This window comes from Polaromonas hydrogenivorans (genome assembly GCF_040105105.1).
Lineage (GTDB): Bacteria > Pseudomonadota > Gammaproteobacteria > Burkholderiales > Burkholderiaceae_C > Polaromonas > Polaromonas hydrogenivorans.
Map to the genome: position 1 here is coordinate 112,486 of NZ_CP157678.1, position 13,022 is coordinate 125,507.

The 13,022-nt window shown below is 60.8% G+C and carries 11 protein-coding genes and 2 pseudogenes; 7 read left to right on the forward strand and 6 right to left on the reverse strand.

Translation table 11 applies throughout. From position 1 onward, the window contains the following. Positions 1-8: 8 nt before the first annotated feature. Genes ABLV49_RS24410 through ABLV49_RS24430 form a run of 5 tightly spaced genes read right to left on the reverse strand, consistent with a single transcriptional unit; the run spans position 9 to position 6,552 of the window. A complete protein-coding gene (locus tag ABLV49_RS24410; protein WP_349282804.1) occupies positions 9-1,604 on the reverse strand; it encodes an ABC transporter substrate-binding protein in 1,596 nt (531 codons plus the stop codon). A 28-nt stretch (positions 1,605-1,632) separates the two neighbouring features. Beyond that, entirely contained in the window at positions 1,633-2,745 is a 1,113-nt protein-coding gene (locus ABLV49_RS24415; RefSeq protein ID WP_349282806.1) for a mandelate racemase/muconate lactonizing enzyme family protein, read from the reverse strand. A 46-nt stretch (positions 2,746-2,791) separates the two neighbouring features. Continuing rightward, a complete protein-coding gene (locus ABLV49_RS24420) occupies positions 2,792-4,270 on the reverse strand; it encodes an NAD-dependent succinate-semialdehyde dehydrogenase (RefSeq protein WP_415838313.1) in 1,479 nt (492 codons plus the stop codon). A 24-nt stretch (positions 4,271-4,294) separates the two neighbouring features. Next, the gene (locus ABLV49_RS24425; RefSeq protein ID WP_349282808.1) at positions 4,295-5,521 is read right to left on the reverse strand and encodes an iron-containing alcohol dehydrogenase; all 1,227 of its coding nucleotides are present in this window, start codon (positions 5,519-5,521) and stop codon (positions 4,295-4,297) included. A gap of 11 nt (positions 5,522-5,532) precedes the next feature. Beyond that, positions 5,533-6,552 carry an Ldh family oxidoreductase gene (locus ABLV49_RS24430; protein ID WP_349282810.1) on the reverse strand — a complete coding sequence of 340 codons (1,020 nt, stop codon included), beginning with the start codon at positions 6,550-6,552 and terminating at the stop codon, positions 5,533-5,535. Positions 6,553-6,666: 114 nt separating this feature from the next. Here ABLV49_RS24430 and ABLV49_RS24435 point away from each other — a divergent pair, with 114 nt between their 5' ends. Together ABLV49_RS24435 and ABLV49_RS24440 are read left to right on the forward strand one after the other, a co-directional pair. Further along, positions 6,667-7,380 carry a GntR family transcriptional regulator gene (locus ABLV49_RS24435; RefSeq protein ID WP_349282812.1) on the forward strand — a complete coding sequence of 238 codons (714 nt, stop codon included), beginning with the start codon at positions 6,667-6,669 and terminating at the stop codon, positions 7,378-7,380. Positions 7,381-7,383: 3 nt separating this feature from the next. Continuing rightward, positions 7,384-7,581: pseudogene (locus ABLV49_RS24440) on the forward strand (integrase); the annotation flags it as partial. A 160-nt stretch (positions 7,582-7,741) separates the two neighbouring features. Here the strand turns inward: ABLV49_RS24440 and ABLV49_RS24445 are convergent. Then, entirely contained in the window at positions 7,742-8,434 is a 693-nt protein-coding gene (locus ABLV49_RS24445) for an IS6 family transposase (RefSeq protein ID WP_349282308.1), read from the reverse strand. Between the two features lie 74 nt (positions 8,435-8,508). On the opposite strand from ABLV49_RS24445, the pseudogene ABLV49_RS24450 reads away from it, so the two are divergent. The 5 genes and pseudogenes from ABLV49_RS24450 to ABLV49_RS24470 form a co-directional block, all read left to right on the forward strand. Beyond that, positions 8,509-8,787: pseudogene (locus tag ABLV49_RS24450) on the forward strand (transposase); the annotation flags it as partial. 857 nt (positions 8,788-9,644) lie between these two features. After that, positions 9,645-10,907 carry an aromatic ring-hydroxylating dioxygenase subunit alpha gene (locus tag ABLV49_RS24455; protein ID WP_349282813.1) on the forward strand — a complete coding sequence of 421 codons (1,263 nt, stop codon included), beginning with the start codon at positions 9,645-9,647 and terminating at the stop codon, positions 10,905-10,907. Between the two features lie 2 nt (positions 10,908-10,909). After that, on the forward strand, positions 10,910-11,383 hold the full coding sequence (locus ABLV49_RS24460; protein WP_349282815.1) for an aromatic-ring-hydroxylating dioxygenase subunit beta: 474 nt from the start codon (positions 10,910-10,912) through the stop codon (positions 11,381-11,383). Between the two features lie 9 nt (positions 11,384-11,392). Continuing rightward, positions 11,393-11,707 carry a non-heme iron oxygenase ferredoxin subunit gene (locus ABLV49_RS24465; protein WP_349282817.1) on the forward strand — a complete coding sequence of 105 codons (315 nt, stop codon included), beginning with the start codon at positions 11,393-11,395 and terminating at the stop codon, positions 11,705-11,707. Between the two features lie 28 nt (positions 11,708-11,735). Beyond that, positions 11,736-12,989: an NAD(P)/FAD-dependent oxidoreductase gene (locus ABLV49_RS24470; RefSeq protein ID WP_349282819.1), complete on the forward strand. Its 1,254-nt coding sequence runs from the start codon at positions 11,736-11,738 to the stop codon at positions 12,987-12,989. Positions 12,990-13,022 lie beyond the last annotated feature (33 nt).

Below are 13,022 nucleotides of genomic sequence, written 5' to 3' on the forward strand. Positions count from 1 at the left end.
GTGTCCTCCTACACGCGCTTGGCTTTGTCCAGGCGCCAGTAAGCGCGGCCGGACTTCACCGGAAAGCCGATGTCGATGCGTGGGTTGCGTGCAATGACATAGGAGAGCGTACAAATCCCGATGAGAGGAAGATCGCGCAGAACCTGTTTTTCGAGGAACTGCACGAGCGCCACGCGCTTGTTGAAATCCGGCTCGTTCTGTGCCTTCTCCATCAAGGTGTCCAGGCCCGGTATCGCGACGCCGTAGTGGCTGAAGTTGTCCGCACCGGAACCGTCTGGCTTGACCTCCGCACCGCGCGCCAGAAGAAGCTCAAAGGGTTGCGTTGGAACGGGGGGGTAACTGATCGAAAACAGGATGACGGAGTTCCGATCCTTGCGGTTCTCCGCATGCATGGTCGCATGGTCGATGATCTTGAGATCGAGATTGATGCCGCCAGCGCGGAACTGCTCCTGCAGCATCAGCATGACCGTCGCGTAGTCCTCGCGCTGGCTGGTGAAGCAGGGAATCGTCACGCCATTCGGATGGCCGGCCTCGGCCAGGAGCGCCTTCGCCTTTTTGGGATCGTAGTTGTACTGAAGTTCGGGCGGCAGCTCCTTCTTCTTGACGGCGCCGGCGAATTGGGAAGCGATGAGGCCCACCATGGGCGTGGCCAATCCCTGGTAGGCCGCGGCGATCTGATCGCTATTGATGGAAAGGCGGATGGCCTGCCGCACCCGGATGTCGTTGAGCGGTGCACGGTTGAGGTTGAGGTGCAGCAGGTTGAAGCTGCCTGGCGCCGTAGCGTCGAAAATGGTCTTTGGGGAGCGCTGCTGCATCGAGGGGATCCAGCTGGGAGCGCGCACCCCTTCGATCATGTCAACCTGCCCGGACGCAAAGGCCAGAGTGCGTGCGGTGGTGTCGGCGATGAAGCGGATGTGGAGGTTCTTCGTGACGGCTGGCCCGCCGAAGTAGCCGGGGAAAGCGCTCAGGAGCAAACCCTCGGTCTTGCTGAATGAGTCCACCTGATAAGGCCCGGTGCCGACCGGGTTGGTGTCGAAACCGGCGCCCAGCTGCTCGAAGGCCTTGCGGCAGATGATGTGCGCAACAGATACGGCGCCGCCGTTGAACAGTGGATCGGGGCGTTTCAGCGTGATGCCCACCGTGTAGCGGTCCACGGCCGTGACGGACGCAATGTTGGAGAAGACTTCCTTCTGGTACGTGACGATTTTCGGATCGAGGTTACGCACGAATGTGAAGACGACGTCGTCCGAGGTCATCTCGCCAAATCCTTTGTGGAACTGCACGCCGCGGCGCAGCTTGTAGGTCCAGGTCGTGGCGTCCGGCGAGCTGGTCCAGCTCTCGGCGAGCTGGGGCCGGAAATCCTCTGGGCGGATGGCGAACGTTCCATTGGGAGATGCGGCCAGGACATCGAAGACCTGGCAGATCCCCCAGGCGTCAGCACCAGACCGGTTGGCCTGTTGAGGATTGAGCGTCAACGGAGCGCGCGACGCCAGTGCAATGGAAATGGTGTTGGTGTTGGCCGGCTGTGCAAACAGCGCCGGCGCCCCCAGGCTGGCGGCTGCGAGGGTGGTCTGTACAAAGCTTCTTCTGGATACCGTTGTCATCGTTGTCTCCGTTTGGTCTTTATTATTTCTACTGGGTGATCGGAATACTGCGTCTCTTCATTTCTGCCTCGTCAAACTCCATGCCAAGCCCTGGCCGCGTGGGGAGTTCGAAGCATCCGTTGACCGGGCGGGAAGGGTTCTTGAAAACCGAATCAGCGCGCTCCCAATCGTCGGCCAGCTCTACCGGCTTTGCGAGATGCATGACGGTCGCCATCACGTGAATGTTGGCCAGGTGCCCGATCGAAGGCTGGGTCTGGTGCGGTACAAGCTCTACGCCGTGGGCTTGTGCCAGCGCGGCGCAGCGCATCATTCCCGTGATGCCCCCCATCTTGACAATGTCCGGCTGCACCATGCGGACGCCCGCGTTGATCAAGTCCTTCAGCCCTTGTAACGTGTAAGTCTGCTCACCCGCTGAGACAGTGATGTCGAGGCGCTGGGCGACCTCACCCATCGCCGCGACGTGGTAGTGCTGGACGGGTTCTTCGAACCAGGCATAGTTAAGTTCCTCGAGCGCGCGGCCCACCCGCATGGCCCCGCCGATCGAGTACCCGTTGTTGGCGTCAAACCCGAGGACGAAGTCGTCACCCAAGGCTTTCCGAACAGCCTTGGCCTTGGCGATGTCACCGGCGATGTCCACATCTTGCCGGGTGCGGTCTCCATCCCATCGAATCTTGACCGCAGCGGGCTGCTCTTTTTCAACACGGCGCAGGACTATGTCCACCACTTCTGCGACCGAGCGGTGCGCATTGCCACCAATCGATGAATAGCATGCGAGGCTAGTGCGCCAAGCGCCCCCCAGGAGTTTGTAGACCGGCTGGCCCAGCAGCTTGCCCTTGAGATCCCACAATGCGATGTCCAGGGCCGCAAGCGCGCCGGTGGCCGCACCATCTGGCCCGAGCTTGATGCACTTGTGCAGCAGTGTGTCCAGGAGCACTGCGTGATCGAGGATGTCCTTACCGATAAGGAAAGATGCCATGTCGTTGGCGATGATTCCCAACGACGCCAAGCCACCCTGCATGGGGGACGCTTCCCCCAGGCCGAAGCTGCCATCCTCCGTCTGAATTCGAACGAATGCGCTGCGGCTGCCTTTGCCAGAGGCGTCCCAATTCATCTGGAAGGCGTCCACTTTAGTAATTTTCATGTTTTGTCTCCTCTTATGTCGTTCACAGGATCTATCGGCCTAGGCGTTACCAGCTGACTGCCACGTATTTCGTCTCGCAGAACTCCAGTATTCCGTGATGTGCTCCCTCACGGCCCAGACCACTTTGCTTGGTACCGCCAAAGGGTGCGGCGGGATCCGAGACCAGGCCCCGATTGAGGCCGACCATCCCGCTTTCCAGTTTTCCGGAAACACGCAAGCCCTTGGAGAGATCTTGCGTGTAAACGTACGAGATCAATCCGTACTCGGAGTCATTGGCCAGTCTGATCACTTCATCTTCCGTCTTGAAGGAAGTGATCGGTGCAACAGGACCGAATATTTCCTTGCGAGTGATCAACGCATCTTCTGGAACCTTGCTGAGCACGGTTGGCGGATAGTAAAAGCCGGGACGGTCGAGAGGCTCTCCGCCCGTCAGAATCTGGGCGCCGCGCTGGACGGCATCCTGGACAAGGCCATGGATGCGATGCACGGCCTCTGCGTTGATCAACGGACCGCATTGCATCGTCTCCAAATATCCAGTGCCGACCTTCAAGCTGGCCATTCGCTGGGTAAGGCGTGTCGAGAACGCATCGATGACACCCTCCTGCACGTAGAAGCGATTGGCCGCGGTGCAGGCTTCTCCGCCATTGCGCATTTTGGCAATCATTGCGCCTTCCACAGCCGCATCGATGTCCGCGTCGTCGAAGACGATGAACGGTGCATTTCCACCGAGTTCCATCGAGCAGGAAATAACCGTGTCGGCCGCTTCACGGAGCAGCTTGCGCCCCACTTCGGTGGAACCCGTGAACGAGAGCTTGCGCACACGGTCATCGTGCAGCATGGCGCTAATGGTTGCCCCGGCGCGCGAAGTCGTGATCACATTGACGACGCCATCGGGCACGCCAGCGTCCTTGTAGAGCGCGGCGAGTGCGTACGCTGTAAGAGGTGTTTCAGTCGCCGGCTTGAGCACGACGGTGCAGCCGGCCGCCAGAGCTGGTGCGATCTTGCGCGTTGCCATCGCCGCGGGGAAGTTCCACGGGGTGACCAGCACGGCCACTCCAATTGGTTGGTGCTCGACGAGAATTCGGTTGGCGCCGCCCGGCGCAATCGAGATGTCACCGTTCAGACGCACGGCCTCCTCGGAGAACCAGCGGAAGAATTCGGCGGCGTACGCCACCTCGCCTCTCGCATCGGCCAAAGCCTTGCCGTTTTCGAGAGAGATGAGCTCTGCGAGCATTTCCTTGCGCTCATTCATCAGGTCGAAGCAGCGGCGCAGGATTTCCGAACGCCTGCGAGGGGGTGTTGCGGCCCAAGCCGGACCCGCCTCGTGTGCGATCCGTACGGCATCGAGGCCGTCCTCGATGGAGGCGTCGGCAATTGCCGCGATCACGTCGCCCGTCGATGGATCGATGACGTCGATCTGATTTCCGGTGGAGCCCGGTAGCCACTTGCCGCCGATGAAAAGGGCGGTCGGGATGGTCGTGATGTCGAAGGAAAGGTTAGCCTTGGTCATGGAATGGATGCTCATCAAAAGTTGGTTTGGAGGTCAAGGTCAGCCGCGCAGCCGCGCGCGGTCACCGTGGAATGCGGCGTGCACCAGTGCAGCCATCGACTCCGCATCGAGGGGACGCGGATTGTTCTTGATCAAGCGTGCGGCGCCCATCGCTTGTTCGACCACGAAGGGCAGTTGCTCCGGCATCACACCCAGATCTGCAATCGTCTTGGGAATGCCGACCGAAGCGAACAGATCAGCCACGGCATCGATCGCAGCGCCCGCTTTTTCATCCTCTGAAAGGCCCTTGGTCTCGAGGCCCATGGCGTCGGCGATCTCGGCAAGCGACGCGCTCGCATGCGATCGATTGAATTCCATGACATACGGAAGCATGACTGCGACGCCCGCGCCATGGGGCGTGTGCGTCAATGCCCCGACAGGGTATTGCACAGCATGGGCTGCGGCGGTGCCAGCCGTGCCGAAAGCAAGGCCCGCAGCAGTCGCCCCCAGCATCAAGCGCTCGCGCGCAACGATGTCTGCGCCGTTGTCGTAAGCCGCCTTCAAGCTGGCGGTGATGTTGGTGATTGCCAACAGCGCGTAGTGGTCGCTCAACGCGTTTTTACCTACGAATACATGCTCATGGACGGTATTGGGGGAGTGCACTCGCCGCGCAGTCGTGAAGGCCTCGATGGCGTGGGTCAATGCGTCGGCACCAGAGATCGCCGTCAGGCCTGGCGGGCACGTGTAGGTGAGTTCGGGGTCGCAGATCGCAGTGTGCGGAATGAGATGCGGACTTGCGATGCCGACCTTGACCGCGCGCGCCGGATCCTCGATCACCACGACCGGCGTGACCTCCGAACCCGTGCCCGATGTCGTGGGCACAGCAATCAGCGGCATCACGGGGCCTGGAACCTTGAATTCACCATAGTAATCGCTCGGTTGGCCACCATGCGTCAGCAACAGCGCGATGACTTTGGCCGCGTCCATACAACTGCCCCCTCCGACGCCGATGATCAGATCCGGACCAAAGGACCGACCCACGGCCAGTCCATCGGCAATGCAGGACGCAGGTAACTCGGCGATGGTTCTGGAAAAAACCTGGGTGGCGACACCCGCACTCCTGAGGCCATCGACCATGGCGGCAAAGGTGGCATCCGCTCCCAAGCGTTCGTCCGTCACGACCAGTGCGCGCTGACCGAGCGAGCGGGCATAAGCCGGCAATGCATTGCGCTGTCCAGCGCCAATGACAAGATTGCGCGGGAGGCGAAGGGTTCCGAAAAGTGTCATTTTCTGTCTCTCTAGTGGTGGTGTTGTTGCACTGCGCTATCGATACCGGCAAGAGTCAGCAGCCGCTCCCAGACCTCCTCGGCGACAGGCAGACCATGCTCAAGGCGCTGCTTGCGGCATTCACGCGCTCTGTCGCCTGGCACCAAGGCACCATCGAAGCCATGAGCCGGCTCGCTGCTGCGGATCATGTCGAGATAGGCTGACAGGCGGGTGTGCGGACCGTCTATGACGATGAACACGTCACCTTTATTGCAGACCTCGGTGGCATCTAGCGTCCCGCGCACATCGGTGCCGATGGCTGCGCCTGCCAGACTTGATACCAGCAGTTCGATAGCCAGACCCAGTGCATAACCCTTGGCGCCGCCAAAAGGCGCGAGGGCGCCCTTTTTGGCCTCATTCGGATCGGTCGTTGGATTTCCCGCGGCGTCGAGTGCCCAGTGACTCGGAATGCTCGCCCGGCGATGTGCATGGTCGTGGATCTCACCCATGGACACGACGCTGGTGGCCGTGTCCATGACGAAGGGCTCGCCTTCGGTAGGCACTCCGATGGAAATCGGATTGGTGCCGATAAGGGCCTTGCGCGCGCCCCACGGATGGACGAGGGCTTCACTGGTCGACATTGCGATGATGGACTGACCACGGGCTGCGACCCGCTCCGCGTACCAGCCCAGCATTCCGAGATGGTTGGAATTGGTGATCCCGGCGATGGCCACCCCGACCTCACTGGCACGTTTCTGTAGGGCATCAAGCGCCGCGATAGCAACGACCGGTCCGAGGCCTCTTTCACCGTCGACGGACAGGAACCCGCTAGAGCGCCAATAGTGCCTCCCCGTGGCGTGGGGGTCGGCGACCCCGTTGGCAATGCGTTGCACGACGCGATCGAGCCGCAACAAACCGTGCGAGGGCACACCCCGCAACTCCGCTTCGAGCAGCACGTCAAGCTGGATCTCCGCATGGTGTGCCGGAATTCCTGCTCGGGCAAGAGCTCGAATAGCGACCTCTCGAATGTATGAAGAACTGATAATTGGCATAATGTATAAAATCCGATCGGATGTATCCTAACGGTCAAGGCAATTTCTTTGTTAAATATATCCGATCGGATAGGATTATTTATAAGTGTTTACCCTATCCTTTCAAGAATCATGATGAAAAATGAAATTTCTACCGTCAATAACGAGCCGCTTGATCCAAGTGGGCTGCCCTCATTGCTGCGACGCCCTGTGCGTTTGGGTGAAGAGGTCTACAACGCGCTTTATGCGCAACTCATGTCCCACAAGATCCCCCCAGGTGGCCGGATCGCGGTAGACAGTCTTGTGCGTGAGCTCGGTGTCTCCCAAACCCCTATTCGCGAGGCCCTTTCACGCCTTGAGGCTCAAGGTCTTGTTGTCAAGACACATCTGATCGGCTACAGCGCTGCCGACCAGTTGAACAAGAATCGCCTGGAACAACTGTATGAATTGAGGCTTCTTCTGGAGCCGGCAATGGCCGCCAAAGCTGCGGTGAACATGTCTGAACCCGCTCTTGATGCACTGGAAGGCATTGCCCGGCAAATGAACGCGCTCGGAAAAGCTGATCTCCAGATTGCTTATGGGCAGTTCGCGCAGCGCGACGGCGACTTCCATGACCTGATTGCGGCAGGTAGCGGAAATGAATTGGCGCGGGAGGCACTAGCGAATCTACATACGCATGTGCACCTCTTCCGGCTTTTCCATCATTCTCGAGCAACGAAAGAAGCCAATGAGGAGCACGCGCAGATCATTGCCGCGCTGCGGCGACGCAACGCCAACGAAGCGAGCCAGGCCATGCGAAACCACATCGAGCGCTCTCGGGTGCGATTCGAAACGTTCTTCACGGGGTAAATGACCTTGACAGTGGAAGATGCCATCGCTTATCAGGCGTTTCTTCGCCGGCCACTTCCGGCCGGACGCTGGATCGGACCATCGCAAAGCAGGGCATCGCCCGGCTGGAAGACCTTTGCCGGCCCATTGTCTGCGCGCTCCGTCGCGTACGCACTGTCGGTTCTGGGTGCGCTGTTTCGCTGGCTGATGACGCAAGGCTACCCGCGTGATGCTGGAGACCAAGGCCTTGCGCCAGTCCATCCGCCACGGGGACGCCCAGTGGGAAGCCGCGCTTGTGCAAAGTTACGAACTGCTGGCTAAAACGGTTCTGTCGCGTTGCCAGTTGATAAACGTGTTTGGGGTAGGAACGGATGCCAGCTCCTCAAACGGGACGGATTTGTCCTGCCAATGCATAAAACTGGTCGGCAAAAGACAGCTCGATACAGCCTTCCAGCAGGAACTGACCTTTGCGGATCATGTGCATGAGTTCGATGCCGGCCAGGACATTTTTGGCCGATCGAAATGACTTGAAGTTGAGCATCGGTTTGGTGACCCGTTTGACAGCGCGATGGTCCTGCTCCACGATGTTGTTGAGGTACTTCACTTGTCGCACGATGACCGGTGTTTCACCTCGGGCATTGATCTCATCCATGGCCGCCTTGTTGGCGCCGCTCTTGTCCATCGTGACCTTCTCGGGAACACCGTTGGCCTTCATGGCTTTTTCAAAGAACCGCAGGGCTGCGGCCTTGTCGCGCCTGGCCGTCAGCAGGAAGTCGACTGTCTTGCCTTCCTTGTCCACCGCGCGGTAGAGATATTTCCAGGCGCCCTTGACCTTGATATAGGTTTCGTCCATCCGCCAGCTGCCGCCCACCGCGCGCTTGTGCTTGCGGAACACTTTCTCAAGCAAGGGCAGAAACCGGATTGCCCAGCGATTGATCGAGGAATGGTCGACAAACACGCCGCGTTCCTCCATCATTTCCTCGAGATGGCGGTAACTCAACGGATAAGCCGCGTACCAACGGATGCATACCAGAATCACGTCAATTGAAAATCGCATCCCTTTGGTTGCCAGCATCGCGTTTCATACCCGTCGCAAAAAAGAACTCAGCATAAACGAGCAGGCGGTACGACCGCCAATGCGACAGAACCCTCGATCGTGCAGGGTGGCATACCACCGCCAAACTGCCCCAGTTCTCCAACCTCTCATTGCTGCCGCTGCCCGCGGGTTCACCCGAACTCAACCCGGCCGAGCAGGTGTGGCAGCAACTGCGCGACCGGCACCTGGCCAACCGCTGCTATGACGGGTATGAGCAGATTGTGGATGCCTGCTGCGACGCTTGGAATGCCTTCACGCAAATCCCTGGTGCCATCCGCTCTTTGTGCTCCCGCAGCTGGGCAGTGCTGCCTTCAGCTTCGGTTATCTCATGACACGGGATTGGTATCAGCCGGACATTCATATCCAGGTCAAACCGGCAGAGCTGCCCCATCTAAAAAAATATTGTGCCGTGCATTCCTAAATCGATAGTAATGCAGCTCGACTACAAGGGCGCCCCCACCGTTGCCAAACTGGTTTCCACCGTGGTTGAATCGCGCAGCGATTGACCATGGACCGTGACTTCTCCATTTCATCGTCATCCTGTCGATGCCGTGTCGTTGTCTGGTGAGCGCAAGGCATGTGGACGGCGAGACTACAACCGGTCATTTCTTGCTGCATTATTTGCAGCAAACCCTGATTGAGAAGACGCGTGCCGAGGGCTCCATTCTTTATTCAAGGCTCAGCTTGACGCTTTGACTATACGGTTGAACGCAACGCGGTAAATGGAGGGCATGGGAAGACTGTCAGCAGATCCGCAGGTCTATTAATCGCCCAGCCGGGATCCAGTGTCAGGCGTGGCGAAGTCCACCGCACAGACGCGGGGGCCGGTAATTAATCGCCGCAGGCGATGAGGTCTGCCGCGCAGTATCCGGTGAACACGGCCGGGGCCATGGAGTGCCTGAGAATCAGGCTTGGCATTAGTGATGCGTCAACGCGCGCATTGTGTTCCTCATCACCTTGTGCTGCGGTTTTTCCATTTTCCAACTGCCAGCCTGTCAGGAGGCGCTGCGTAACATCAGTTAAACATCATTACCGCTGCATTGACTGATAAGGGTTAGGAGCGAATGATCCGACTCCAGCCACCTGATGCCGTGCGGCTCGCCGCTAATAAATAGCGCGCATCTCGATGGCCATGACGAACTGGTGCAACAAAGTGCCGTTCGCAGCCTGCATAACAACGGAGACAACCATGCATGAATGCCCCGTTAGCGTCTTTCCGCAGCAGATCCGCTGGGAAACAGACGGCACCAGTCGCATCCCGTTTCAGGCCTATACCGACGAGGCTCTGTACCGCAAGGAACTGGACCGGCTCTTTTACTGCAATCACTGGTGCTATGTCGGCCTCGAAGCCGAGATTCCGAACCCGGGCGACTTCAAGCGCACGGTCGTGGGTGAGCGCTCCGTGCTGATGGTGCGCGACAAGGACGGCGCCGTCCATGTCGTCGAGAATGTCTGCGCGCACCGCGGCATGGCCTTCTGCCGCGAGCGGCACGGCAACCGCGAGAGCTTGACCTGCCCGTACCACCAGTGGAACTACACGCTGTCGGGCGACTTGCAGGGCGTGCCGTTCCGGCGGGGCGTCAAGCAGGATGGCAAGGTCAACGGCGGCATGCCTGCGGACTTCAAGCCGGCCGATAACAACCTCACCAAGCTCAAGGTCGCCACGCGTGGCGGCGTGGTCTTCGCCTCGTTCGACCACGACGTGGAGTCGCTCGAAGACTTCCTCGGTCCGGTGATCCTCGGCTACTTCGACCGCCTGTTCAATGGCCGCAAGCTCAAGATCCTGGGCTACAACCGCCAGCGCATTCCCGGCAACTGGAAGCTGATGCAGGAAAACATCAAGGACCCGTACCACCCGGGCCTGCTGCATACCTGGTTCGTCACCTTCGGGCTCTGGCGCGCCGACAACAAGTCGCAGCTGCTGATGGATGCGCACCACCGCCATGCGGCCATGGTGTCCACGCGCGGATCGGCCGGCAAGGCGGCCGACGTGACGCAGGTGTCCAGCTTCAAGGCCAACATGGAGCTGAACGATCCGCGCTTCCTGGACATCGTGCACGAACCCTGGTGGGGCGCGCCCACCGCCGTGATGACGACCATCTTCCCGAGCGTCATCTTCCAGCAGCAGGTCAACAGCGTGTCCACACGCCATATCCAGCCCGATGGCCATGGCGCCTTCGACTTCGTCTGGACGCACTTCGGTTTCGAGGAAGACAGCGATGAAATGACGCGGCGGCGCCTGCGCCAGGCCAACCTGTTCGGCCCGGCCGGCTTCGTGTCGGCCGACGATGGCGAGGTCATCGAATGGTCGCAGGAGGGTTTCGAGACCAAGCCGGCGCACCGCACGCTGGCCGAACTGGGGGGGCGCGAAGTCGGCGACACGGACCACATGGTGACCGAGACGCTGATTCGCGGCATGTACGAATACTGGCGCAAAGTGATGGAGGCATGACCATGGATTTCCAGCACTACTTCGAACTGACGCAGCTGTACGGCAACTACGCCTCGGCGGTGGACGCGGCCGACTGGGACGCCTGGACAGAATTCTTCATCGAGGACTGCATGTACAAGCTGCAGCCGCGCGAGAACCACGAGCGCGGATTCCCTTTGGCCACGCTGGCCTTCGACAGCAAGGGCATGCTCAAGGACCGGGTCTACGGCATCCGCGAGACGCTGTTCCATGACCCCTACTACCAGCGCCATGTGATCGGCCCGCCGGTCGTGCGCAAGGTGGATGCCGATGGCCGCATCCATAGCGAGGCCAACTATGCGGTGTTCCGCACGCGTCTGTCCAAGGAGTCGACCGTCTTCAATGTCGGCCGCACCCTGGACGAAGTGGTGTCCACGCCGCAGGGCCTGAAATTCGCATCGCGTCTGGTCATCTACGACAGCGAGATGATTCCGAATTCGCTGATCTACCCTATTTGAGGAGCCGCCATGACCTCGAACTGGATTGATGTGGCCGTGCAGGAGGACGTGCCGCAGGACGACGTGATCGGCCTGGCCGTCGCGGGCCGCGACATCGCGCTGTACGGCGTGGAGGGCGAGGTCTTCGCCACCGACAACATCTGCACGCACGGGCATGCCCAGCTGTGCGATGGTTTCCTTGAAGGCCACGAGATCGAATGCCCGCTGCACCAGGGCCGGTTCGACGTGCGCTCGGGCCAGCCCACCCATGCGCCGGCGACCGAGGCGCTGCGCAGCTACCCGGTGAAGATCGAGGGCGGCCGCGTCTGGCTCGCCCTCGACTGACACCCGTCCACCTCACCAGGAGAACCGTATGAATGCTGAGCGACCTGCGGTCGAAGCCGTCGCATGCCCGAGCGCAACCATCGTGATTGTGGGGGCGGGTCAAGCCGGTGGCTGGGCGGCACAGACACTGCGCAAGGAAGGATTCACCGGCCGCGTGGTCCTGATCGGCGACGAGGCGCATCCACCGCACGAACGCCCGCCTTTGTCCAAGGCTGTTCTGTCCGGCCAGGCATTGCCTGAAAGCACGCAATTGATGAAGCCCGAGGCATTCACCGCGCTGGCACTCGACTGGATGCCCGGCGCACAGGTCAGCCGCATCGATCGCGCAGGCAAGAAGGTCATGCTCACCGATGGCACGGCGGTGGCGTACGACAAACTGATCCTGTGCACCGGTGGGCGGGCGCGCCGGATTTCGCTTCCCGGTGCCGACGAGGTCGGGCTGTACACATTGCGTACCATCGAGGATGCATTGGCCCTGGCGCCAGCATTCTCGCCGGGGCGCAGCGTGGTGGTCGTTGGCGGAGGCTGGATCGGCCTGGAGGTGGCTGCCACGGCACGCCTGCGTGGCGCTGAAGTGGTCGTCGTCGAAGCCCAGGCCCGCTTGTGCGAACGAACCGTGCCGGCGGAAATCTCCGAACACCTGCTTGCGCTGCATCACGCGCAGGGCACGCGGATCATGCTTGGCGCGAGCGTCAGCGGTTTTGCAAAGGGCGCCGATGGCCGTTCGGTCGTCCATCTCGCCGACGGCAGCGCGCTGCCGTGCGATGCCATCGTGCTGGGCATCGGCTTGGTGCCAAACGATGAGCTGGCCCGCGAGGCGGGCCTGGCCTGCGATGGCGGCGTGCTCGTCGATGCGCGCTGCCATACCTCCGACCCGGACATCCTGGCCGCGGGCGATGTCGCCGTGATCACCAACGCATGGGCCGGCCGCCGGATGCGGCTCGAATCCTGGCAGAACGCACAAGAGCAGGGCATGGCTGCCGCGCGATCGGCATTGGGCCTGGCGGTGGACTATCAGCCACTGCCCTGGTTCTGGTCCGACCAGTACGGGATGAACCTGCAGATCTACGGCGTTCCCATGCCCACGCACCGGGTCGTGCGCCGCGGCGATCCGGCGTCCGGCAGCTTCGTGCTGTTCTACCTGGCCGACGATGTGGTCCAGGCGGCGATCGGCCCGAACGCCGCGCGCGACCTGCGCTTCGCGCGTCGGCTCATCGAGCAGCGCAAGCCCGTGGACGCCGAGCGCCTGGCAGACCCGAACACCCCCATGTCCAAGCTGTGACATCGCTGCAAGCCCCTTCCTGAAACATACAAG